This window comes from Psychrobacter sp. CX97 (assembly GCF_057396285.1).
The window spans coordinates 1-23,174 of the sequence record NZ_JBXYJE010000021.1 but is presented as its reverse complement, the minus strand read 5'-3'; the positions used below and the strand labels follow the sequence as shown (position 1 = coordinate 23,174).

The window sequence follows — 23,174 nt, the reverse complement described above, 5'->3', positions numbered from 1 at the left end:
TGAACTGACCCCCAAAAGTTGGACGGTTTAAGTCTATCTCAAGGACTGAATTCTGTACTTCACAGGACTCAGTCCTTTAAGTTTAAGCTGAATACGCTCATGATTGTAATAATGAATGTACTCATGAATTTGCTTTTCTAGTTCATCAATAGTTTTAGGCTTTTCAATATAGATGGTCTCACACTTCAGTGTGCCAAAGAAGCTCTCCATTAACGCATTATCTATGCAGTTGCCTTTTCTACTCATGCTTTGTCTTATCTTATGCTTTTTAAGCGTCTTTCTAAAAGGCTTCATTTGATAATGCCAGCCTTGATCAGAGTGAAGCATTAACTTTTTATGACGACTTGTTTTCGTCTTATCTAGCGCAAAATCTAGCATTTTACTTACCACATCATAGGTTGGTCTTTTAGATAAGGTATAACTGACTATTTCATTATTATAGCAATCAAGAATCGGAGATAGATATAATTTATTGTCACCCACCTTAAACTCAGTAATGTCTGTTAACCAGCGTTTATTGGGTTTACCAGCATGGAAGCGACGCTTTAAATAGTTCTTTGCTATTTTTCCCTGTTGACCTTTATAGGATCGATACTTCTTTCTTCTGATCTTCGCATTAAGATTTAACTGCTTCATAAGCTTGGCAATAAGCTTATGGTTATGATGCATGCCTAACTGCTTTAATGCGGCTGTGATTCTACGATAGCCATACCGACCTTTATGTTGGTAATATAGCTCGATGATACGCTGCTTTAAATCAGCGTATTTGTCTTCAGCATCAAACTGACACCTATGGTAATAAAAGACACTTTTAGGCATATCAGCTATCTTAAGTAAAGCTGATATGCAATATTTATCCCTTAGTCCTTCGATGAGCCTTGCTTTGTCTCGGCTTGTTCCCTCTCCCTGAGCAAGGCATCGAGCTTTTTTAGGTAGGCATTCTCCGCACGAAGATATTCATTCTCACGTTTCAGCTCTGCTAATATCTTTTCATCATCTGGTTTGTCTGTGATAAATGGTTTGCTCATGGCCGCTCTACCTTTACGTTTAGATATGAGTCCAGACATACCCTGTAGTCGATAAGCTTTGTGCCACTGGCTGATTAAAGCTGGTGAGCTGATGTTATACCTTAGAGCAACTTCCAATTGACTTAGGCCTTGGGTAAGCATCGTTGTTAGTACGTTAAGTTTAAACTCACTACTGTATTTGGCTTTGCTTGTCTTTGGCTTAATAGCCTTTATACCACCGCTTTGATATTGCTTGACCCATTTACTTACAAATCTTGGATTCACTTTAAACTTCTTTGCTGTGGCATGACCGGTATGTCCTTGCTTATAGTATCCTATGACTTTGATCTTAAAATCTAGATTGTAACGCATAAAAATACCCCATAAGTTGTGTCCAACTTTTGGGGGTCAGTTCAAATATTTAGGGCTCTTTTATTAATTAAATCTGCTTACGGTAGCTGGGGTTAACGGTAAAAGTTAAGGCTTTTCAGGAAGATTAATATTCATCTCGAGTACATCTAGATTATCTTCATGACGATGATTTATATTAACATCATCAATTTGTACGCCATTTACATATTTATTAACCACATCTAATATCTCTCGTTTCATCTTCTCGATACGATCTGTCGTTAAGCGAGAGTTTAGTCTATTTTCGCTTGCGACAATAACTTTTAGTCTTTCAGTCGCAGTATTTGCACTGCCCGTACTTTTATTTTCGGTACCGAACCAATTACTCCAAAATCCTTTTTTTCTTGACATCTTAACCTCCAAACCAGCGTTGTAAGAAGCTTTTCTTCTTAACATCAATATGACGTAACTCTCTTTCTTCGCCTAAAAAGCGAGCCACAATGTCATCATAACATTGGCCAGCAATTGAGTCGGACGAGTGAATGACGGGTTCGCCTTGGTTTGACGCTTCAAGTACAGTATTACTCTCAGGTACCACGCCAAGTAGTGGAACTTTTAAGATATCATTGGAGATTGTGTCAATATCCATCATCTCATTAGCAGCAGCGCGCTCAGGATTATAGCGGTTAATGACTAAATGTTCACGGACTGTTCCTGTTCCTTCGATGACTTTCTTAGTGCGGCTTTGTAATACACCTATAATACGGTCTGAATCTCGAACCGATGAAATCTCAGGATTTGTTACGATAATAGCCTCATCAGCATGGTACATTGCCAACTGTGCCCCACGCTCAATACCGGCTGGTGAATCGCAAATAATATAGTCAAACTGTTTAGACAGTTCGTCCATAATTTCAGCAACACCTTCATCGGTCAATGCATCTTTATCTCGAGTTTGGCTCGCTGGTAATATAAACAAATTATCCAACTGCTTGTCTTTTACCAAGGCTTGAGACAGACGTGCATTCCCAGAAATAACATCTACAAAGTCATAAACAATGCGGTTTTCGCAACCCATTAGCAAGTCTAAATTACGTAGACCAACATCAAAGTCAATAACGACAGTTTTATAACCCCGCAATGCTAACCCTGCGGCAAATGAAGCACTGGTCGTCGTCTTACCGACGCCACCTTTACCAGAGGTAATTACAACGATCTTTGCCACAATGGCATACTCCTATAAATCTATATAATGGACAGAAACTTTGCCCATAACTATTTAACAATGTTTAAGTTTTTATCAAATCTAAAAGTTAACCTAACAAGTTAAACAAGTGCAGAAACTATAAAAACAGCGCTCACGAGTCTGACAAAGTTAAGTCTTTTAGAAACGTTATACTTACGTTAGCCCGAGTGGACTGCTTATTTCAGAACTATAACGACAGAAGCACAAGTACGCTAGGTAAGTCAAATTTTAATATGGCTAGATTACCATAGTTGTTACTAAAGTAACAGTTTAGCTTTTGATAATACTTCTTGCATAGTACTTAAAGCCATAGTAATTAAAGCCAATGATAGGTTTTAAAATTAGTCTGTCGCTCCTTCCGATCCATTATTTAAGTGTTGCTCATAATTTCAAAAACTAAGCCCACTTCTTCTTTAAAGCTAACCTGAACGGGTTTGTCCAGCATTTCTGTAGGGATACTATCATGCAAGCAATAGGTACCTGCCACAGATACGAGTGACGGGTTGAAACGTTGGCAGAAAATACGTGCGTCTTTGTCTCCTGTTGCACCTGCAACCAAGCGCCCTTGAGCACGTCCATAGACATGTAGGCTATTGTCAGTGATAACTTCGGCACCGTCATTAACACTATTGGTTAAAATAAGATCCCCGCCCACATGATTTATACTTTGCCCTGAGCGTACCATTTGATCGTAAATCATACTGGTTACTCTATCAGACCCTATAATAGGCTCAGCATTAGCTTGTTCCTGAACTAACGTATCATCGTTTTGCAATTGGTCGACAGGCTTGGTTTGTATAGCCTGTTTTGCTGGGATAATACGTTCAATTCTTTTGCCATCGCTGGGGAAGATAGCCAGTTTTTGTGCTTTAGCGGCTTCGTCCAGTACTCCAGTGACGACTCCAATTGGCTGTAATCCCCAAGACCAAAATAAGTCTACTAAAGCGGGTAAGTCTTGCTCTATATCACTATCAATGACTACTGGGATTTTGCTAGTTTTGTTGCCTAGCGTTAATTCAAGTTGTGTCGAGATTTTTTCAAGGTCAGCTGTGGTCAATTTTATGCGGGTAAAGGTAAGCATTTTGCCATATAAAGTTAACGCAGGGGTATTGGCATCAGTAGAGGCAGTCATAGCAAATCCTTGAGGAATAACGATAAATTTTTTATATTATCTGTTAAGTGTATAGTTGTTCAGAGTCTTATTGTTATGCTTTTTTCTTAGTTATAAAACAGGCTTGGTAACAAGTTGATACGGTATTATATTGCTATTTTATGAGATTATTTTAATGATATATAGCTCAAATAACGTGTTATAAATTATTTACAGCTGTTAGTGATTATAATTGATTAATAGCACTATTATAAATGCAAAAATTGTTGGTGTTTCCATTGTTGTACTTTTACCTGCTCCTCAAACGCGTTTAAACTATCATCAACAATGTTAGTTATTAATAATTCAAGTTCGGAGTTATGAAGGTCAATTTCTGCTATCGCTTCAGCAATGGCGTCAATAAGTGAGTCTAATGTTTCAGTTTGAGTAAGGCGATAGGTTAAAGAGCCTACTAGGTTTTCTCCAACATGCTCGCCAATGGCATGTAGTTCATTTTCAATCAGTTTACCAGCAATGGGTATCATTCTTAAATAACGGCGCAGCTCAGGTGTATTGGCTAGAGCGTCATGAACAGAAGCACCGACATGGCTCGATAGCTCTTGAGCCACAGGACCATGAGCTACCTGCTTAAGCTTAGGGACCAATTCTTGCTTAAGCATTGAGGATATCATAGCCTGAATGGCAGGGCGATTTTTATTCAGCGTTTTTTCCATCAAACGTTGGCGAGTGTCACCGCCTGCCAGTTGATGGCGGAGATTGCCCGTCGCAGTCAAAATAACCCGATCTGAAAGCTCTTCAAGTATAAGTCCATAGTAAAATTTGCCAGTAGTAATCCACTTTTCTGGCAATACTTGATAGCCCATTTGATACAGCTTTCGACCAATAAAGAGGGCTCGAAGCAAACGTAAGGCACGCAACTGAGGAAAACAGCCTAATACTTCATACCAGTGCACAAAAGGAAAAAAGAACCAGCGCATGTACTCTTTTTTTAGTATAGAGAGTAACCAGCGAATGGCTAATTCAGTTATTAAGAAAATGGTAAAAAAACTGCCTAAAATACGTAGTGGGATGTGAATCTCTTGGGTGTAGTAAGTTAAATGATGCGTCAAACCTAACCAGTTAGCCATTTGGTTTGCAAAATTACTCATTAGCACTAAATCAATTCCAATGATTGCCAAATCAATCACGATAATGATGAGCATGGTAATATCATAAGTCAGTTCTAACTTGCTGGTTGACTTAGGTACCTGAGGGGAGTCTGTAGGCAGGCTTTTGCTAGCAACACCTTGCAAACGTATAAACTCTTTTTCGGTAATTCGGCTGTTGTTAGTCGTTGATTTTTTTGATGAACGCATCGCAGTAGGCTTCTCTAGATATTTTGAGGTACACCATGTTAGCGAAAGCGTATGACATTCTCAAGATGCGACGGTTATTATGTGCTGTTAATTTGTTTTTACTAGGACACCACGCAATGATCAATAATTCGACTTTCTAAAGTTGAGGCAATATATTTACGTTAATAGTCTATGTTGGTGTCTTGAGGGTTTTTATCTTAGCCAATTCCTTTACTGTTATTCTCAAATTCCGCAAGCATGAGAGAAATTTGTTCGTCTTTTTGGCGCCAAATGTCATCTAACCAATCATACATAGTCTGCTTAATGGCCTCATCATTATTATAATCGCCGTCTTCAATCGCATTAAATAGTTTTTGTGGAATATCAATGCGTTTCATATGTACGCCAAGGCGCTTTATATCGCCTTTCCACAAATCAGCATAAGAAGGGCTGCCGTCAGGATAAACAATGGTCAAGTCTAGAATACCATCAATCTGAGGACCTAGCGCTTGAATAGCCAGTGAGATACCGCCTGCTTTTGGTTTAAGAAGATTTTTGTAGGGCGATTTTTGAGCATCCCGTTTAGCGGGAGTAAAACGAGTACCTTCTAAATAATTAAGTAAAGCAAAGGGTTTATTTTTGAGGAGCTCGCAGGCACGTTTGGCTTCTAAAATATCGCGGTTTTTTAATTCAGGGTTTTTAGCAATTTCTTCTTTAGTATGGCGCTTCATCATAGGAAAATCTAAAAAATAGAAGGCCTGTCCAATAAATGGGATATAAATCAAATTATATTTAGTAAAGAACCGAGTAAGGGGTAAACGGTCTTGACTGATGTATTGGACGATACTGGTATCCACCCAAGATAAATGGTTACTAATAAGTAGATACTGTTTATCTTTTTCAAGTCCTTCAGGCAAGTCAATACGCCAATCCCGCTCAGGTAGTACATTGTCAATCAAGTTGTTGTTAGTGGCGATCCAGTGTTTAGCGATTTTGATAACTGAGCTATCCGCAACACTTGAACCGGTGGCTACTTTTGTTATGCCTAATAGCCATAGAGGGAAACCGACAGTCAGTGTATTTGCCCCAATCAAGGCAGCTGCAGTCGTAAAAGAACTCATTTTACCCAGCAATGGAGATTTTTCGTGTAAGCGTTGATATATTTTTTTTATTTTCATAAGATGTACCAATTTATTAAAAGTGCCAAGTTATTAAAAAATGCCAAGGAAGTAAGAACAAAGAAGTAAGAATAAGGTAAGCTAAAACGCTTTTAACAGTTTACGATTGTAAACCAGTCTACAGTTTCCTGACAACGGGTTACAGATATCACGACAAGCTTATGCCACTATTTTAACTAAGCTAGTATCAGAAATCTGATATATTTAACTTGTTATTCATGAGCCTTTAAATCAATGCAGTCCTGTTAATGCTGTGCTGTTAAAGTAGGTATCAATCTCAATCTACCTATGTCTTATATCTGATCGTTTAGGATTTACTTAGGACTAAAACACCCATAAGACACAGATATTTATAATCTGTATTATGCAAGCAACCTATACTCTAAACTTAACTCTCTATTAATCAGTAAGCTATAATGCCATAATAAATAACGTCTAATAAGATAGCAGGTTTTTATTAAAGATGATGCCAGGAAAATTTCCAAATAAGAAGGGTTATATTTCATTCTATTTTAGGTTTTTTTAAACTTCTGATTGATCTATGATATATGTGGTCTCAAAACCTTATTATTGTGACTAAATCCATTACTTTCTAAATATACGCTATACAGCAAAACCACAAATTATTACACAGGTGAAGGTTTAAAACCGCATAATAACCCTGAAACATTTGCTAACTTTATTAAGCAAAACTTTCTATTATAATTATTGTCGTACATTCATTGCAGACAACGTTTTATAAATTAAATATTGTTTAATGAGTTAGATTAAGATGAGCAGTGAATAGTCGATAGATAAAAAACTTATTGATTAACCTTGAGGATATATTATGAAAAATGCATTAATGGTTGCTACTCTTGCTTCTGGTCTTGCGCTTGCTGGTTGTGCCACGGATCCTGCAACCGGACAACAAACTATTCATAAAGGTGCCCTAGGTGCACTGGCTGGCGCTGCCGCTGGTGCAGGTATCTCTAAAGCTACTGGTGGTGATCACACTGGTCGTGATGCTGCTATTGGCGCTGCACTGGGCGGCGCAGTAGGCGTTTATATGGAAAATCAGGAGAAAAAACTTCAACAGCAAATGGAAGGTACTGGCGTGACTGTTGAGCGTGATTCTGCTGGTAACATTGACTTGGTTATGCCAGGTAATATTACTTTCGCTCATGATAGTACTTACATTAACCCATCATTTAATAATACGCTTAATAAGCTTGCTGCAACTATGGTTGAATATGATAAAACAACTTTAGATGTTATGGGCCATACTGATAGTACTGGTAATGCGGCTTATAACCAAGATTTATCTCAGCGCCGGGCTCAGTCAGTTGCAAACTATCTAGTACGCCAAGGGGTATCAGGTAATCGTATTCGTATATATGGTTATGGCGAGACGCGTCCAGTAGCCGCTAATAGCACTGAATCAGGAAGACAACAAAACCGCCGCGTTGAAATTCAAATTAATGCTCCTAAGAGCGTGGACTAATTGAATAAATAAACCGTTAACTGGTTTATTGTCAGGGTATATGTTTAAGAGTCAGCAATAATATGCTGGCTCTTTTTGATTTTATATGAAGGATTAATCTTAGATTCTTTAAATAGCGTTGAAATCAATAGTTATTATTAAAAGATATAGGTATGAATAAAAATGAATGCTATTGATAATAGTTATCAATAGCATTATAATCTGTAATAAGCAGTAACACGTTTATAATATAAATTCACAAAATTGAGTAATCTATTATGTCCTCAGATACAGCATGCACTATGTTCAAGACTAAAATTTCAAGAGCTTTAACCGCAATCGTTATTGGTTCATTGGTCATAACAGGATGCGCTAAGTCAGCAGAAGAGAGTACAAAAGAAGAGATGACTTCGGCCGAAACTCAAGCAGCAAATACTCAAGCAGCTGACGGCGAGCTTACAGGTAAACCTGCTGAAAAATTAGTCACTAGCTACGCTAATATGGCACAAGCCGCTTATGAAGATTCATTGAGCGAAGCCAAACGATTACAAGAAGCTGTCAATAAATTTGTCAAAGAGCCAACTGAAGAAAATTTAGCTATGGCTAAAAAAGTTTATAAAGAAGCTCGCAGCCCATACTCGCAAACTGAGGTATTCCGTTTTGATGAAGGTTTTGTAAGCGCTAATGATAAGCGTGAGATTCAAAGTGTAGATGGTTGGGAAGGTCAAGTGAATGCATGGCCACTTGATGAAGCTCTGATTGACTATGTCTCAGAAGGTTATGCTGGAGAATACAATAGTGCAGACAATATTATAAATTCTGACAGTATTACTGTCGGTAGTATTAAGCAGGATACAAAAGACATTACTCCTGAACTACTTGCTGAGATGAATGAAATCGGTGGTAGTGAGGCTAATGTGACAACCGGCTACCACGCTATTGAATTTTTACTTTGGGGTCAAGACGTTAACGGGGTTGGCGAAGGTTCAGGACAGCGCCCAGTTACGGACTATATGAGGGATGATAGCTGTACCAGTGGAGAAGGTAACTCAAGTGATGCTGCTATTTGTACAAAACGTGGAGAATACCTAAAGGCTGCTGCACAATTGCTGGTTGACGATTTAACCGACATGGTTGCTGAATGGCAGCCAAATTCAGAAAACACCCTACGCAGCGATTTAATGTCACGCAAAGATGATAACGCAGTGCGCCAAATATTTTATCAAATGGGCAGTTTAGCTTTAGGCGAGCTTGCTTCTGAGCGTATGCAGGTAGCGTTTGTTACTGGCTCTACTGAAGATGAACATGAATGTTTTAGTGACTTAACTCACTTAAGCTATGCAGACAATGCACGTGGAATTGCAAATATTTTTGAGGGTCAATACGAAAGCGTATCAAATCGTGAAGTAGGGGGTTATGGTATCAAAGACTACCTCAAGGATAGCGGCCAAGAAAGCGCTGCTGAAGATTTAGAAGCCAAATTCGATGCCGTTGAAGAGGATTTCGAAACAATCGTTGAACAGGGCGAGAAGAATGGTATCAAAGTTGACCAAATGATTGCGACTGTGGGTCAGGCCAGCAAAGTAGGTGTGTCAGCTGAAGAGCAGAACAAACGCCGAGGCTGGGTTGAATCTGCAATTAATGACTTACAGGCATTAACTGATTCAATTGAAATGTCTGCGAAGAGTATCGGTATTGAAAACCTTGACGCCGATACAGGATCTCAATTTTAATTATTCGCAATATTGGGAAGTAATGACTGCTTAATATCGAAAGAAATTGAAATGAGAATAATTTTTATTAAGGTATCTATGTAGTACAATAAACACGCTATCAACTGTAAGTTGGTAGCGTGTTTTGCTTATGAAACTTAATTTAATATAGCAAGGAGTGTCTTGCTAAGGTCTGAGTATGCTATTGGGTCAAATTTCAAATGAGATTCGCCAAATTATCAGGGTAAAGAGTGCAAACTCCTATAATAAACCTTACGTCGCTTTAAAGGGTTTAACGGCTTTTACTGTAGTAGTAATCATGTCGTCATTGTTGGCATGTCAGCCAAATCCAGAGCAAAAAAAAGCGGATAAAGGTAATGAGATAGACAAATCTAAATCGGTAGAGACAAAGGATCATAACCCAGAGGTTGATGTAAGAGCTCAAACGATAGAGGCGTTGGCTGGAGTGTCTTTAGCTCAGTTAATCCAGTTTGATCCTCAAGAAGTAAAGCAAGGTGGCGATACAGGTATAACCATTACCTCCTCTGAGAGTTACTCAAAGCCCTCATCTAATATTACCGCGTCGCGCAAAGGCAACTTTTTTGTTGGGAATGCTTTTTTTAAACAGCCGTGGGTTATTGCCCCAGCGAGTACCGATAGCAGAGATGGTCTAGGGCCTTTGTTTAATGTTGCTGCTTGTCAATCATGTCATATTAAAGATGGACGCGGGCATGCGCCCGTCAATAGTGACGACAATGCAGACAGCTTATTAATTCGTCTTGCTATGCCCGCGGCGACGGCGGAACAACTTGAACAACTGCAAAACTCAGAAATAGAGAAAGTACCTCACTCTGTTTATGGGGGACAGTTACAAGATAGAGGTGTGCAGGGCGTTCCTGCCGAGGCTAAAATCGCTGTAAAATGGCAGGATGTGCCGGTTACCTTTGCTGATGGTTATGTTATTACTTTGCGTCGACCTGACTTCCAACTCGTAAATGCGGGTTATGGTAAGTTTGATGATGAGCTGATGGTATCACCTAGGGTTGCCCTACCGATGATTGGGCTTGGCTTACTTGAATACATCCCAGAAGAAGCTATTAAGCGTCAAGCCGATGTAGATGATAAAGATAGCAACGGCATTAGCGGTAAGTTTAATTGGGTTATAGATCCTGAAACAGGTAATAACGCATTGGGTAAGTTTGGTTGGAAAGCAGGACAAACACGACTCATTACCCAAAATCAAAGTGCTTTTAACGAGGATATGGGGCTTACGTCCAATATTCGTCCTGTTGAATCGTGTACAAAAGCTGAAAAGGAGTGTAATCAAGCAGCGAGCGGAGCTGATGAGCAAGGTAATGGAAAACCAGCTGTTGAAGTGAATGACGAGGTTGCAAAATTTGTAGAGTTCTATACTCGCAACTTAGCCGTACCACATCGCCGCAATGCGGATGACCCAACTGTATTGGCAGGTAAGCAGCGCTTTTATTCAATCGGATGTCAAAACTGCCATACCCCCCGCTATCAATTACCAAAGGGTAAAGATGATCACATTGAACAACAGGGTCAAATTATCTATCCTTATACAGACTTACTTTTACATGACATGGGCGAAGATTTAGCGGATCGTACTATTGCGGGTAAGCTACCGCCAAATAATGCTCAAGTTGAGTTCTTAGCCACTTCTTATGAGTGGCGTACACCAGCTTTATGGGGCGTTGGCTTAGCCCAAGCCGTTGATCCGCAAGCTACATTTTTACATGATGGTCGGGCTCGTACATTAATGGAAGCAGTACTTTGGCATGGCGGCGAAGCTCAACAACAAAAAGAGCAGGTATTACAGCTGGATAAGAAAGGACGTAATGAGTTAGAAGCTTTTTTAAATTCTTTATAACTTAACTTTATTGTTTGACTTAATTCGTTTCTTTTAAAAGCCCCATTATCAAGTAAGTTATTAAAAACTAAATAAGTAGAGTGTCTTATGAAAAAACATCAACTGGCTGCTATGTTGTTATCTGCCCTTAGTGCAGGGTTATTAATTAGCTGCACTAAACCGAACGACACAAATGACGAAACAACAAATACAGATTCAAAGGTGGAAGAAGCCGTTGATAACAAAGCTACTAAAGATCAAGCCAACACGCTAGATAGATCGGTAACACCCACTGAGTCAATAAAGCTATCTGAAGAGACCCTTAAAGATTATCTACAAAGCGTTGCTAATGATCAGATTGTTCCATCTTACAAAAGTGTGGCTGAACAAAGTGCTCGTTTAAATACATTAGCAACCAAACATTGTCATACGGGATCGGTCAATTCAGAAACTCTAACCGTGCTAAGACAACAATGGTTAGCGTTAGCCAAGGCATGGGCTAGCGCTGAAATAGTTAATTTCGGTACAGCTATGGATAGTATGAGTAATCTATATATAAACTATTATCCCGATGAACGTGGTTTGGTGCATCAAGGCGTGATAGATTTAATTGACGCTAACCCAAAGCTTACACCAGAGCAGTTGGTACAAGAAAGTGCCGTGGTACAAGGTATACCTGGACTTGAAGAGGTATTATTTGCAAATGACACGCTGGATGCTGGGCAATGTCAATACGTAATCAGTGCCAGTTCTGCCTTGGCCCATCGCCTTAGTGAGGTAGATAAAGCATGGGAAGCAGTCCCCTTTCAACTATTGGCAGGCGAGGAGGGCGATGTTGTATTGGGTATGAATCGCTGGATTAACTCTTTGTTATCCTTAGTCGAAACTACCAAAAGTAGTTCACTAGATAAGCCGCTTGGTTTAACGGGTAGCAAAAAAGGACATTTACCAGCTGCAACAGCAGGTCAAAGTCGAGACATCATTACCGCTAAAGTGGCGGCATTGAATACAGCCCTGACCGATCCCAATCTCGTTGCTATGTTGGCAGCAAATGATAAAGATACCTTAACGGATGAAATTTCTACCATCCTTGCACGGACTTCAACTTTACTAGCGCAGCTTCCTGAAGACATCGCCGATGCAACGCCAGAACAGCAACAATTGCTATATGACAAGCTAACCGCCTTGACTCAGGCTATAAAACGGCAGTTGATGCCGATACTTGGCGTACAAGTAGGCTTTAATAGTACGGATGGGGATTAATGTCTAAGCTTGACCTAATAAACTCTATGGCCTTACCAAAACTTATAAAGTCAGGTATGGAAACGATATTGATTACTGGCTTCGGCACTGCAGCATTAGTTGGCGCGCATCATCTAGGGCGCAGGCAGTATAATCCTAATGCACGGTTAAAAGATTACTGGAACGGTGCTGCTGAAGCTTATAAAAGAAGATTTCAGCATTCCGAAGAGAGAGATTCCATAGAAAGCACCTTACTCAATCTTAGGAAACAGACGGTTAGCCAACCGGTCAAGTGTGCGAGTTGGATAAGCGGGGTTGCTGATTTAACATCTAATGAGTTTGCTGTGGTTGGTATTGATACCAACCGAAAAATTGTCTGGCACACTCCTATGCCAGAGCGTGTTCATGATATTTTAATACAGCCACTTCCACAAGACTCAAATCTCTCGACTCCACATGTAGCAGTGATGGGGCGTAGGCCAAGTGAGTTTTTTTGGGTTTTGTCTGTTGAAACGGGTAATGTTATTTATAATATTAAGGCAGATATTAATCGTCATTTTTACGGTCATGCCTGTTATAGTTTAGATGGCAGTCTGTTGTATGTGACAGAAAATAATACCAATACGTTTGCAGGTATTATTGGGGTTTATGACGTTGCATCAGGTTACAAAAAAACAAGAGAGTTTGAGACTAAAGGTATTGGTCCCCATGAGCTAGTCATGCATCCTGATGGTAACACCCTAGTCATTGCTAACGGAGGTATTAAGACCGAAAAGGCCTCTCGAGAAGAGCTGAATATTGACAGCATGCAGTCATCGCTAGTCTATATTAATAGACATGATGGTCAGATTTTGCAGCAGGTTTATCCAGAGCACAATCAAATGAGCGTGCGACATCTATCCATGCATGAAGATGGCACTGTGGCAATCGGTATTCAATTTCAGGGTGAGCGACATTTAAGTCTACCACTAGTTTTAACTCACAAACGTGGTAATTCAGGGTTTACACCCCTAAAGCTGCCTGAAGACGACACAAAAGGTTGGCATCGCTTTCATCATTATATTGCTAGCGTTGCTGTTGATTCGGAACATAATTTGCTCTGTGTGACCAGTCCAATCGGTGGCTGTGTTGCTGTATTTGATTTAACGACAGATGTTATGAAAGGTGTTGCTGAATTACGTGATTGTGCTGGAGTTGCTGTTCTTACACAACAGGTAAGTAATAATGTGCAGAGGACTCATAGTAGTGTACCTAGCTTTATCGTTAGCGATGGACAGGGCTTTCTTAGCCGATTGAGTGTGATAGATGCTGGTACTCACTCAAATGCTACTTCAATAATGGATAAACCCTATGCAATGACAGATAATCAGAATCTGCACGTTGATAAAGTACATCTACCTTACGCCTTTGATAACCATATGCAGCGTGTGTAGTGGATGCTTGATGCTATTAAGCTGGATGCCACTATAGTCAAAGTCATTCTAAGCGGTACTCTTGCTTGCTATAATGCTTACTCCTTACCCTTCGCTTGCTTGCCTTACAACTATTTTAGATTACTTCTTTAGTTTAGGTTACTTCGGACTATATTATAAAATGCGACTTTTATGTATAACGCTAGACAGATACAAGATTTATATCGTGCTATAGAGCAAGAGTTGCAACAGGCAAATATTAGTCTGATTGTTACGCGCAAACGAGTTAAGAATATTAACTTTCGTCTAAAGCCAAGCCGTTTGTCAGTGTCGGTGCCCTATTATGCTACTGATAAAGATATTGTTATCGCAATAAGTGGCCGAGTAGAGTGGGCGATTAATCAACATGCTATTCTATTAAAAAGAATCTCATCTAATGTAGAACCCTCACAAAACCCATTTCAGCAGGCAAGTTTGGGAAACTTAAGGCTTTGGGGCAAGAAACAACCTTTTATGATGGGCGAGAATGAGAGAATTCATTGGTATAGGCAAGAGCTACAGATAGTCATGCCGAAACTTTTTAATAAATGGCAGCCAATTGTGGGTAAAACGGCGGCTGAAATAAGAATAAAGAAAATGAAAACACGCTGGGGTAGCTGTAACACTAAAGCCAAAAGAGTTTGGTTATCCGTTTATTTACCGGCGTATCCAATAGAATGTACAGAGTATGTCATCGTACATGAGCTGTGCCATTTGCATCATCCTAATCACAGCGCTGCATTTTGGGATGAGGTGAAAAGAGCCATGCCAGAGTATAAACACTGGCATAACATATTGGCTGGCAAGTCAGGAAAATTAGATTAAAAGCTCGGTTATTAAAAGTAGTTAGGTATTCACACAGTTTAACCCGTGCTTTAATTTAGGCTTATATCGCTAGTTGTTGTTCAGTCAGCAATTTATGGAACATATCACCCAGTAGTTTGACATCATCCACACGTGCATAGTTTAAACGAGTCACAAAAGCAATACGGCGATGAGGCCCTTCTTCAGCTAGGGGGATTGTCGTAACCGACTTATTTTGCTGATGTACTTGACCTAGTGCCATTGCCGGAATCAAAGTTGTCCCCATGCCGGCAAGTGCCATCTGTATCAATGTATTAAGGCTAGCATCTGAGAAATTAGACTTAAATTCGCTACGATCAAATGAACAAACCGACAAGGCATGATCAGTTAAGCAGTGGCCCTCGCCTAATAGCATTAGATTAGTTTTGCTAAGTTGGTCGGCACTAATATTTTGAAGCTTAGATAACGGGTTATCATTCGGGAAGATGGCGTAAAAATTCTCCTCCCAAAATGTAAACGTATGTAGTCCCTCTACTGGATAGGGCAGTGCTATGATGGCAGTATCAATATGGCCATAACGAACCTGTTCTAATAAACGTTCAGTTTGTTGCTCTATAATAGTTAATCGAAAATCAGGATACTCTTCCTTGAGTTGAGGCAGTACTTTGGGTAACAGATAGGGTGCAATTGTCGGAATCATGCCAACTTTCATTGGATACGCTAATAAGCTTTGGTGGCTTTGGGCGCGTGTCGTAAGGTCATTGATTTCAGAAAAGACTCTTTTTGCACATGTTAATATCTCCTCGCCAATAGGAGTAATCAGTACCTGCTTATTGTTTCGTTCAAAAATCTGTGTATCCAGTTGCTTTTCTAATTCGGCAATACCAAGGCTTAATGCGGACTGAGAAATATTACATTCTTCCGCAGCCCGTTTAAAATGTTTGTGTTTTGCAACCGCAATGGCGAATTCTAATTGTCTTAAAGTAATCATTGGTATAGTAGTCTCTTGATAGATAGTGGTTTAATAGAGTATGAGCAAATAACCTGTTACATAAAAAAGGCTGTTGATATATGTTGGTATATAAAACTGAACTAAATAGTTAACATGATCTACTCGTCTTTTTACCTTGATTTTTAATAGGTGCTAACTTAATAGGTTTTAATAAATTCAATAGTGAATAATAACTCAGTTAGAATGAGTTAAACAGTCTATTCATAGGCGTCGAAATGAGTTTGAATAAATAGATTTTATGATTTATAAAACAAAACATCAAGTTAAAACGTTTAAAATAGATTAAACTCTATATTTTGTTAATATACTTCGTGTGGTTAAGTTGCCGTTATATTGTAGCTAAGTATTAACAGCTCTTAACAAGCAGTTAATGAATCATTAAACTAAACTTTTATATCATCTATAATGTGGTATTGTTGATGATGAGAATACATAAAAGTTTTAGTAACTACCATATCAACCTACGTCATTTACCTGTAATGGCATTATGATAGGTTGAACGGGAGTAAGTTAGGTTTAAAAACCTTATATAATAATTATTTTTTAACTAACCCAACCAATAAAGGAGCCTAAGACATGGCATCGATGATTAATCAAACAATTCCAGAATTTTCAACTGAAGCCTTTGTAAATGGCGAGTTTAAAACCATTACTTCTGACGACGTTAAAGGTAAATGGGCTATTTTCATGTTCTATCCACATGATTTTACTTTCGTTTGCCCAACAGAGTTAGAAGATATGGCAAATCATTATGAAGAGCTCAAAGCTTTAGGTGTAGAAGTATACTCTGTATCTACTGACTCTCATTTCGTACACAAAGCATGGCATGATGCTTCTGACGCTATCAGCAAAGTAACCTATCCAATGTTAGGCGATGGTACTGGTAATATTGCACGTGGTTTCAATGTTATGATTGAAGAAGAGCACGCTGCATTACGTGGTACTTTCTTAATTGATCCAGATGGCGTAATCAAAGTTGCTGAAATTCATGACTTAGGCATCGGCCGCAGTGCTAAAGATATGGTACGTAAAGTTAAGGCGGCTCAATATGTTCGTGATAACGATGGTGAAGTTTGCCCAGCTGCTTGGGAACAAGGTCAAAATACCCTTAAGCCAAGCCTAGACCTAGTTGGCAAAATCTAATTAGCCTTATAAAGCCTATATATTTTATAAGCTATAAATAGTATACAAAAAATCCCCGCTATTTAGTGGGGATTTTTTTGACATAATATTCCGGTTTCAGTTATAGCAACTATGGGCTAGAGCGTATCCAAATAATTTAAATGAGAATACGCCCTAAGCCTGTTACTTAAATATCTATAGTCCGCGAACTACGAAACGGTTACGGCGTTAACCTCGTTAAGCCTACTCCAGTAGTACTTGCACTCGGTTGCCTTGTAACCATTTTAGACTTCTTTGACTATATATCTACCGAATTATTTGATTGGCCAGCTTGATTGGCAATTTTTTTAGTATCAATCTCTTTTGAAACTTCAAGCACCGTTGTTTGGTTCGTCTTATCGAGGTATTTTTGTGCTTTATCTACCTCAGTCGTCAATGCATCAACCGTCGTTTTCATATTATCGAGTGCTTGAACTTTATAATTGCTGATCATATCCATCGTGTCATAAACGTTATTAAAGGCATTTTGTAGCTTATCCAGCTCAATAGTACTACTGGTTGCCTGTTCATGAATTTCAGTCGATTGACGCTTCATCATTGCCGAGGTTGATTCAATCAGGCTACTGGTGGTTTTATTTAATGCTGATATTTGGTCAAGTACCAGTTTTTGATTGGTCATGGCTTGGGCAACTACTACCGCAGTGCGTAAGGCAGAGATAGTTGTGGTGGTGGCTCTATCAACGCCTTTAATAAGCTCAAGATTATTTTTGCGAATAGTGTCTAGTGCTAAGTACCCTTGCACATTGACAGCCAATTGGGTCAAAAAGTCGGTATTTTTCTGGCGAACATAAAACAGCATTTCTTCTTTGATGATTCGCGCTTTTTCAGGATCAGTCGCCTCAATCGCATACACTTTTTGTTCCAACTGCTCATCAATTTTTTTGCCAACATAAATATATTGTCGAATTGACTGCATCAAATTCCACATATTGACTTTTTCTTGTTCAATCATAGCATTGTCTTTCATCAGCTCGTCTTTACCATTATATAAACTGGTAACCACAGCGTTAATGTGTGACTGAGCCGACTCATATTCACGGAAATAATCTTGAACTTTATTACCAAAAGGGATTAAACCAAATAACTTACGCGAGTTAGTTAGCTCTTTTTTACTGGGATCTAAATCTTCGACAATGCCACGCAGTTCAGTCAAAGACTTAGCAATAGGCGAGTTGTCAAATAGGCTCTTATTTAAGCTCTTTGCGGGCAGGTCAAGCATGCGATTAGATACCTGAGCTGATTCACGGATTTCTTTGTTACCCAAATTATGGATGGACTGAACGTTATTTTTAAACTCGGAGCTTTGTACTGGGCTATTAATCACATGATCCACAAAAGCATCTACTTTTGCATCCAATTCAGGAATTTGACTGTCATCTAATTTAACTATCTGATCCGCTTCACTTTTAGGGATTTCTTTAACCGGCTCAGGAGGTGTGAGGGTAATCGATGGGGTAGCGGTGTTTTCTGGTGGAGTAAGTTCTTGCATGAGTTCATCCTATTATTATGACTTAGTTGGGTTTCAATCAAGTGGGGCTTAAATTTAGGTATTAGCACAGGTAATCTATTTTTTAATACTACTCGAAAGTAAGTTTCTATAGTATTTAAAAATAGTAAGCAAGTTTAGGTAGGTGCACAGGCCTCTCTTTAATAAAAACTAAGCGACGGCCAGTTTAAGTGTTAAAAGTGTGCATTTTGCTGATACGTTTTTGTGCTTCATTGCTTTATCTATACTTAATACAGCACTAGTTAACGACGATATTAATCCCTTGGATAGTTGCGGTACTTGCCACTGATACTTAACTCTTATAGCCTTCTACGCTTCTCGCCTCAGTTCTAAAATTTTTTCAGAGTTATTTGTAGAGTTATATGGAGGGTTATCTAGTCATTTTAATGTGACTGTTTTTAATGTGATTGTAAAGTGGGGATTAAGAGTAATTACCTTGGTCGTGGCTTAAAATTTAATAAATATGATTAAAAAACCTCCAATCTGCATTGGCAAATTGGAGGTTTTAGCATAAAATACTTAGTAAGCGTCGTACGTATATTTGCTGAGGTAACAAATAATTATACATGATTTGTGTATAGTGTCAGTCACCTACCTACTACTCATTATTTCTTACGAGTCGGACCAAGCAACATACCCATTTGACGGCCTTCCATCTTAGGAAACTGTTCAACGTTTGCTATATCAGCTGTATCTTCGATGATACGTTCAAGCTGTTTACGCCCGATATCTTGGTGTGCCATTTCACGACCACGGAAACGAATAGTTACCTTAACCTTATCTTGGTTTTCTAAGAAGCTGATAATTTTACGCAATTTAACTTGGTAATCAGCATCCTCAGTACTAGGACGTAACTTCATTTCTTTAAGCTGAGTCTGCTTTTGATTTTTCTTTGCCTCTTTTGCCTTTTGTTTCTGATCGTACAAGTAACGCTTATAATCCATTACTTTACAAACAGGCGGCTGGGCATCAGGAACCAACTCAACCAAATCTAGGCCAGCATCACGAGCCGCAGCTCTAGCGGTTTCAATATCAACAACACCCATTTGCTCGCCATCTTCTTTCACTAAGCGAACTTCTTTAAGCTGGATTTCTTCGTTGATGTTCAAACGGTTTGACTGTTTAATAGGTAGTACTCCTTCTCAATTAATGTTTAACAATTCAAGTCAATTATTAGACTGATTGTTCGTTCGAATTAACACTCGTTGATACGCGTCCCTTCTGAGAGATAGCTTTCTGTATTAATTCAATAAAGTCAGTCACTGACATGACACCTAGGTTCTCGCCTTCACGAGTACGTACGTTAACCTGTCCTGACTCAACTTCTTTATCCCCCAATACTAGCATATAGGGGATACGCTCTAATGTTCTTTCTCGTATCTTAAATCCTATCTTCTCATTACGCAAGTCACTAATAGCCCGCACACCTGCATTTTTTAGTTCTGATACGACATTTTCGCAAGCTTCCGCTTGTTTATCAGTGATGTTCATCACTACCACTTGTTGCGGAGATAGCCAAACCGGCATCCAACCTGCATAATGCTCGATAAGCATCCCCAAGAAGCGCTCAAAGGATCCTAAGATAGCACGGTGCAACATAACTGGCGTATCCCGTTCGCCTTGCTCATTAATATAATGGGCTTCTAAACGGTTCGGCAAATTAAAGTCTAATTGCAGCGTACCACATTGCCAGACCCGGCCAATAGAGTCGCGTAAGCTAAACTCAATTTTCGGACCATAAAATGCACCCTCACCTTCTTGTAGTTCCCACTCAAGATTGGCCGTATCAAGAGCATCGGCTAACGCTTTTTCAGCCTCATCCCAAAGCTCGTCTGCACCTACTCGTTTTTCAGGTCGCGTCGACAGCTTCATTTCGATATTATCAAAGCCGAAGTCTTTATAGACGTCCAATGTTAGCTTAATAAAGTCAGACGCCTCTTTACCGATCTGTTGATTGGTACAAAAAATGTGTGCATCATCTTGCGTAAAGCCACGAACCCGCATAATACCATGCAAGGCACCTGATGGCTCATTACGATGGCACGAACCAAACTCTGCCAAGCGTAACGGCAAATCACGATAAGAGCGTAACCCTTGATTAAAGACTTGCACATGACAAGGGCAGTTCATAGGCTTAATGGCATAATCACGGTTTTCACTATGGGTAGTAAACATATTTTCAGCATAGTTTTCCCAGTGCCCAGACTTCTCCCACAAGCTTCTATCCACAATTTGTGGTGTCTTAATCTCTTGGTAGCCATTATCCTGCTGAACTTTACGCATATACTGTTCAAGTACCTGATAAATAGTCCAGCCATTTGGATGCCAAAAGACCATGCCAGGTGCTTGCTCTTGCAAATGAAACAGATCTAGTGCCTTACCAATCTTACGGTGGTCACGTTTTTCAGCCTCTTCAATACGTTCAATGTAAGCTTTCAGATCTTTTTTATCCGCCCATGCAGTACCATAAATACGTTGGAGCTGTTCGTTTTTAGCATCGCCGCGCCAGTAAGCGCCACTCATTTTAGTCAACTTAAATACTTTTAAGAAGCGCGTATTTGGCACATGAGGACCACGGCACATATCCACATATTCCTGGTGGAAGTATAAGCCAAATTCTTTTTCCTCTGGCATGTCATTGATAAGCTTTAACTTATAATCCTCACCACGCTCTTCAAAGATCTTAATCGCCTCATCACGTGGCGTCATCTTTTTGATCACATCATAATTTTGCTTAATCAGCTCTGCCATGCGTTTTTCAATCGCCGACATATCATCAGGGGTAAAGGGCGTTTCACTATAGATATCATAATAAAAGCCTTCTTCAATCACCGGGCCGATGACCATTTTCACATCTGGGTACAACTGCTTCACCGCATGACCGAGCAAATGCGCACAAGAGTGACGAATAATATCCACACCGTCGTCATCTTTTGGGGTCACAATTTCAACTTTAGCGTCATGGGTGATTGGGTCACTAGCATCGACAAGCTGACCATCCACACGCCCTGCAACCGTCGCCTTAGCGAGGCCTGGGCCGATGCTTTCAGCCACTTGCATGACTGAAGTTTCACCTTCAAATTCTTTGACACTGCCATCAGGCAAAGTAATTGCAACCATAATCTAAAATCCAAATTATTTATACTATAAATTAAAAATTCATCACCCTTATAATTGTGACGAAAATAATAAACACAACCATCAAAACAGAAAAACCGACCTCAAAGCCAGTTTATAAGTCGTTATTCATCCTATTATAAAGGATTTTGTATCCGTTTTTATAGCTATTCCTGCTTTTCGCTACTATCTACATGAGTGAATGACGCGATGGCTAAAGTTTGGCAAGTCTCCTGCTTCGCGAGCCTAGCCAAACTAAGCCATCGTACCTCATTCACTCATGCAGTATATTCGCTGCAATCAGGGCTAGCGGCAACATCGCGTTCTTGCTACTATCGTCTGTGCTAGGAAGGGACTCTTATTGTAAAGAATTGATTAGAGCTAATAGCGGATCAAATAGCACATTATATTAAGAACCAATGTTTAAGTAGTTTAGAAGGGGGTGGCATGTTTTGTTAAGTACACAAAGAAAAGAGCTGATTCTAAAGGTCATATGGTTTCTAGTGATGGCAGGCGTCATGTATTGCAGAATATATGACTACCTTTCAAGATATGAAGCGTTAGCCCTTTTTGTCGTCTATACATTAATACATGTACTCGTTATTGAAAGGCTGGTACTTGGTAAAATAAAGATAGCCAATAAGAAGTAAAGTAGAACAAGAAGAGTCTTAACAAGGATGGCAGTAAGAAGTACCAATTAGGCTAGTATTTTCAATAAACTCAAAAAAGCTGAAAGTGGCGTTTATATACTATATTTCTAATATATCAAATACAATAATCAAAAGGATGGCTATAAATGAAAAACTTGATTTTAATACAGCTTAAATAGTTATCAATGAGTATAAAAAAATAAAGAAGGTAGATTGATTATGAAAGGGACAGCAACAAATATTATCATTATCTTATTACTTTTTGGAGGTATTACTTGGTTACAGATATTTTTTTCTAAAAAAGATAATAAAATTTTAGGCTTAATATTACCTGCAATAACTTTTATTTATTCTATAGTTATGATATTGAGAATTACAACAGAAAGCCCAATTTATAAAAGAAGTATTTCTTTTATAAGTTCTAATTTATTACTCGTAAACATACCTACTATGATTTTTATATTAATTTATTTTTTTTATAAACATAAAATAAAAAAATAAAGAATTAGATAAAAGGAATATTAAAGATCTCAAATAAACTATAGCTAGATCTAACAAAGCGTCATATGCAATTCAAGTCGCTAAAATACATAGCGTATGATGTAGTGCAGCGAAACCCACGTTTAAGATTCCAAATTAAAGCGTATATCTTAATTAAAAAAGGGATGTCTTAATTAAATGTTGACGATAACCATTATCTATATATAGATAAACTAGAATTAGCTGAGCGGGTAGTTAATATGATTTGTACCTTTTAGATATCTCAAAGCAAAACAATACTCGATTTTTGCTAAACTAACTGTCCCATCCCCTTGACCGCATTAAAAAAGAGTATATACTACGCCACCTGTTGATAAGAAAGCGAACCTAGCAAGCAGTATTGATCACTTTGAAGAGAAGGGATCAGGGCGGTTGAAAGAGGGAAGCGAAGAAGGATT

Annotated in this window: 19 protein-coding genes; 8 read left to right on the top strand and 11 right to left on the bottom strand. The window is 39.0% G+C overall.

Going from position 1 to position 23,174, the window contains the following annotated elements:
• Positions 1-33: 33 nt before the first annotated feature.
• From AC2SLL_RS12040 to AC2SLL_RS12010, 7 genes are all read right to left on the bottom strand, one after another.
• On the bottom strand, positions 34-873 hold the full coding sequence (locus tag AC2SLL_RS12040; protein ID WP_486530951.1) for an IS3 family transposase: 840 nt from the start codon (positions 871-873) through the stop codon (positions 34-36).
• On the bottom strand, positions 861-1,379 hold the full coding sequence (locus tag AC2SLL_RS12035; RefSeq protein WP_486530417.1) for a helix-turn-helix domain-containing protein: 519 nt from the start codon (positions 1,377-1,379) through the stop codon (positions 861-863). The genes AC2SLL_RS12040 and AC2SLL_RS12035 overlap by 13 nt, the downstream gene beginning before the upstream one ends.
• A gap of 105 nt (positions 1,380-1,484) precedes the next feature.
• Positions 1,485-1,769, bottom strand: a complete 285-nt coding sequence (gene minE, locus AC2SLL_RS12030; RefSeq protein ID WP_486531928.1) for a cell division topological specificity factor MinE — start codon at positions 1,767-1,769, stop codon at positions 1,485-1,487.
• A gap of 1 nt (position 1,770) precedes the next feature.
• On the bottom strand, positions 1,771-2,583 hold the full coding sequence (gene minD, locus AC2SLL_RS12025; protein WP_486531927.1) for a septum site-determining protein MinD: 813 nt from the start codon (positions 2,581-2,583) through the stop codon (positions 1,771-1,773).
• 391 nt (positions 2,584-2,974) lie between these two features.
• Positions 2,975-3,736, bottom strand: coding sequence for a septum site-determining protein MinC (gene minC / locus AC2SLL_RS12020; protein ID WP_486531926.1), 762 nt, complete (start codon positions 3,734-3,736; stop codon positions 2,975-2,977).
• Positions 3,737-3,963: 227 nt separating this feature from the next.
• Positions 3,964-5,070 (bottom strand): hypothetical protein, encoded by a 1,107-nt coding sequence (locus AC2SLL_RS12015; protein WP_486531925.1) that lies wholly within the window; start codon positions 5,068-5,070, stop codon positions 3,964-3,966.
• A 197-nt stretch (positions 5,071-5,267) separates the two neighbouring features.
• Complete coding sequence (locus tag AC2SLL_RS12010; protein WP_486531924.1) at positions 5,268-6,227, bottom strand: acyltransferase; 960 nt, start codon at positions 6,225-6,227, stop codon at positions 5,268-5,270.
• Between the two features lie 829 nt (positions 6,228-7,056).
• On the opposite strand from AC2SLL_RS12010, the gene AC2SLL_RS12005 reads away from it, so the two are divergent.
• The 6 genes from AC2SLL_RS12005 (at position 7,057) to AC2SLL_RS11980 (ending at position 14,789) form a co-directional block, all read left to right on the top strand.
• Positions 7,057-7,710 (top strand): YiaD family glycine zipper/OmpA-like lipoprotein, encoded by a 654-nt coding sequence (locus tag AC2SLL_RS12005; RefSeq protein ID WP_486531923.1) that lies wholly within the window; start codon positions 7,057-7,059, stop codon positions 7,708-7,710.
• A 281-nt stretch (positions 7,711-7,991) separates the two neighbouring features.
• Entirely contained in the window at positions 7,992-9,422 is a 1,431-nt protein-coding gene (locus tag AC2SLL_RS12000) for an imelysin family protein (protein ID WP_486531922.1), read from the top strand.
• A gap of 178 nt (positions 9,423-9,600) precedes the next feature.
• Positions 9,601-11,292, top strand: coding sequence for a di-heme oxidoreductase family protein (locus AC2SLL_RS11995; protein WP_486531921.1), 1,692 nt, complete (start codon positions 9,601-9,603; stop codon positions 11,290-11,292).
• A gap of 87 nt (positions 11,293-11,379) precedes the next feature.
• Positions 11,380-12,534: an imelysin family protein gene (locus AC2SLL_RS11990; protein ID WP_486531920.1), complete on the top strand. Its 1,155-nt coding sequence runs from the start codon at positions 11,380-11,382 to the stop codon at positions 12,532-12,534.
• Positions 12,534-13,946: a DUF1513 domain-containing protein gene (locus AC2SLL_RS11985; protein ID WP_486531919.1), complete on the top strand. Its 1,413-nt coding sequence runs from the start codon at positions 12,534-12,536 to the stop codon at positions 13,944-13,946. The genes AC2SLL_RS11990 and AC2SLL_RS11985 overlap by 1 nt, the downstream gene beginning before the upstream one ends.
• Before the next feature lie 171 nt (positions 13,947-14,117).
• Positions 14,118-14,789 carry a M48 family metallopeptidase gene (locus AC2SLL_RS11980; RefSeq protein WP_486531918.1) on the top strand — a complete coding sequence of 224 codons (672 nt, stop codon included), beginning with the start codon at positions 14,118-14,120 and terminating at the stop codon, positions 14,787-14,789.
• 61 nt (positions 14,790-14,850) lie between these two features.
• Here the strand turns inward: AC2SLL_RS11980 and AC2SLL_RS11975 are convergent, their stop codons facing one another.
• Positions 14,851-15,759 carry a hydrogen peroxide-inducible genes activator gene (locus tag AC2SLL_RS11975; RefSeq protein ID WP_486531917.1) on the bottom strand — a complete coding sequence of 303 codons (909 nt, stop codon included), beginning with the start codon at positions 15,757-15,759 and terminating at the stop codon, positions 14,851-14,853.
• Positions 15,760-16,356: 597 nt separating this feature from the next.
• Here AC2SLL_RS11975 and ahpC point away from each other — a divergent pair.
• Complete coding sequence (gene ahpC / locus AC2SLL_RS11970) at positions 16,357-16,923, top strand: alkyl hydroperoxide reductase subunit C (RefSeq protein ID WP_486531916.1); 567 nt, start codon at positions 16,357-16,359, stop codon at positions 16,921-16,923.
• A 277-nt stretch (positions 16,924-17,200) separates the two neighbouring features.
• On the opposite strand, the gene AC2SLL_RS11965 is transcribed toward ahpC, so the two are convergent.
• The 3 genes from AC2SLL_RS11965 to thrS form a co-directional block, all read right to left on the bottom strand.
• The gene (locus AC2SLL_RS11965; protein WP_486531915.1) at positions 17,201-18,451 is read right to left on the bottom strand and encodes a toxic anion resistance protein; all 1,251 of its coding nucleotides are present in this window, start codon (positions 18,449-18,451) and stop codon (positions 17,201-17,203) included.
• Between the two features lie 623 nt (positions 18,452-19,074).
• Complete coding sequence (infC, locus tag AC2SLL_RS11960; RefSeq protein WP_486531914.1) at positions 19,075-19,578, bottom strand: translation initiation factor IF-3; 504 nt, start codon at positions 19,576-19,578, stop codon at positions 19,075-19,077.
• A 64-nt stretch (positions 19,579-19,642) separates the two neighbouring features.
• Positions 19,643-21,589, bottom strand: coding sequence for a threonine--tRNA ligase (gene thrS / locus AC2SLL_RS11955; protein ID WP_486531913.1), 1,947 nt, complete (start codon positions 21,587-21,589; stop codon positions 19,643-19,645).
• An 866-nt stretch (positions 21,590-22,455) separates the two neighbouring features.
• Here thrS and AC2SLL_RS11950 point away from each other — a divergent pair.
• Positions 22,456-22,737, top strand: a complete 282-nt coding sequence (locus AC2SLL_RS11950; RefSeq protein ID WP_486531912.1) for a hypothetical protein — start codon at positions 22,456-22,458, stop codon at positions 22,735-22,737.
• Positions 22,738-23,174: the final 437 nt, after the last annotated feature.

What these genes read in the sequence shown, in the direction of transcription:
- minE (WP_486531928.1), bottom strand. Translation starts at nt 1,769, where the DNA reads ATGTCAAGAAAAAAAGGATTTTGGAGTAATTGGTTCGGTACCGAAAAT.
- AC2SLL_RS11975 (WP_486531917.1), bottom strand. Translation starts at nt 15,759, where the DNA reads ATGATTACTTTAAGACAATTAGAATTCGCCATTGCGGTTGCAAAACAC.
- minC (WP_486531926.1), bottom strand. Translation starts at nt 3,736, where the DNA reads ATGACTGCCTCTACTGATGCCAATACCCCTGCGTTAACTTTATATGGC.
- AC2SLL_RS12005 (WP_486531923.1), top strand. Translation starts at nt 7,057, where the DNA reads ATGAAAAATGCATTAATGGTTGCTACTCTTGCTTCTGGTCTTGCGCTT.
- AC2SLL_RS12015 (WP_486531925.1), bottom strand. Translation starts at nt 5,070, where the DNA reads ATGCGTTCATCAAAAAAATCAACGACTAACAACAGCCGAATTACCGAA.
- AC2SLL_RS11965 (WP_486531915.1), bottom strand. Translation starts at nt 18,451, where the DNA reads ATGCAAGAACTTACTCCACCAGAAAACACCGCTACCCCATCGATTACC.
- AC2SLL_RS11995 (WP_486531921.1), top strand. Translation starts at nt 9,601, where the DNA reads ATGCTATTGGGTCAAATTTCAAATGAGATTCGCCAAATTATCAGGGTA.
- AC2SLL_RS11990 (WP_486531920.1), top strand. Translation starts at nt 11,380, where the DNA reads ATGAAAAAACATCAACTGGCTGCTATGTTGTTATCTGCCCTTAGTGCA.
- ahpC (WP_486531916.1), top strand. Translation starts at nt 16,357, where the DNA reads ATGGCATCGATGATTAATCAAACAATTCCAGAATTTTCAACTGAAGCC.
- thrS (WP_486531913.1), bottom strand. Translation starts at nt 21,589, where the DNA reads ATGGTTGCAATTACTTTGCCTGATGGCAGTGTCAAAGAATTTGAAGGT.
- AC2SLL_RS12000 (WP_486531922.1), top strand. Translation starts at nt 7,992, where the DNA reads ATGTTCAAGACTAAAATTTCAAGAGCTTTAACCGCAATCGTTATTGGT.
- AC2SLL_RS12010 (WP_486531924.1), bottom strand. Translation starts at nt 6,227, where the DNA reads ATGAAAATAAAAAAAATATATCAACGCTTACACGAAAAATCTCCATTG.
- AC2SLL_RS12035 (WP_486530417.1), bottom strand. Translation starts at nt 1,379, where the DNA reads ATGCGTTACAATCTAGATTTTAAGATCAAAGTCATAGGATACTATAAG.
- AC2SLL_RS11985 (WP_486531919.1), top strand. Translation starts at nt 12,534, where the DNA reads ATGTCTAAGCTTGACCTAATAAACTCTATGGCCTTACCAAAACTTATA.
- AC2SLL_RS11950 (WP_486531912.1), top strand. Translation starts at nt 22,456, where the DNA reads ATGAAAGGGACAGCAACAAATATTATCATTATCTTATTACTTTTTGGA.
- AC2SLL_RS11980 (WP_486531918.1), top strand. Translation starts at nt 14,118, where the DNA reads ATGTATAACGCTAGACAGATACAAGATTTATATCGTGCTATAGAGCAA.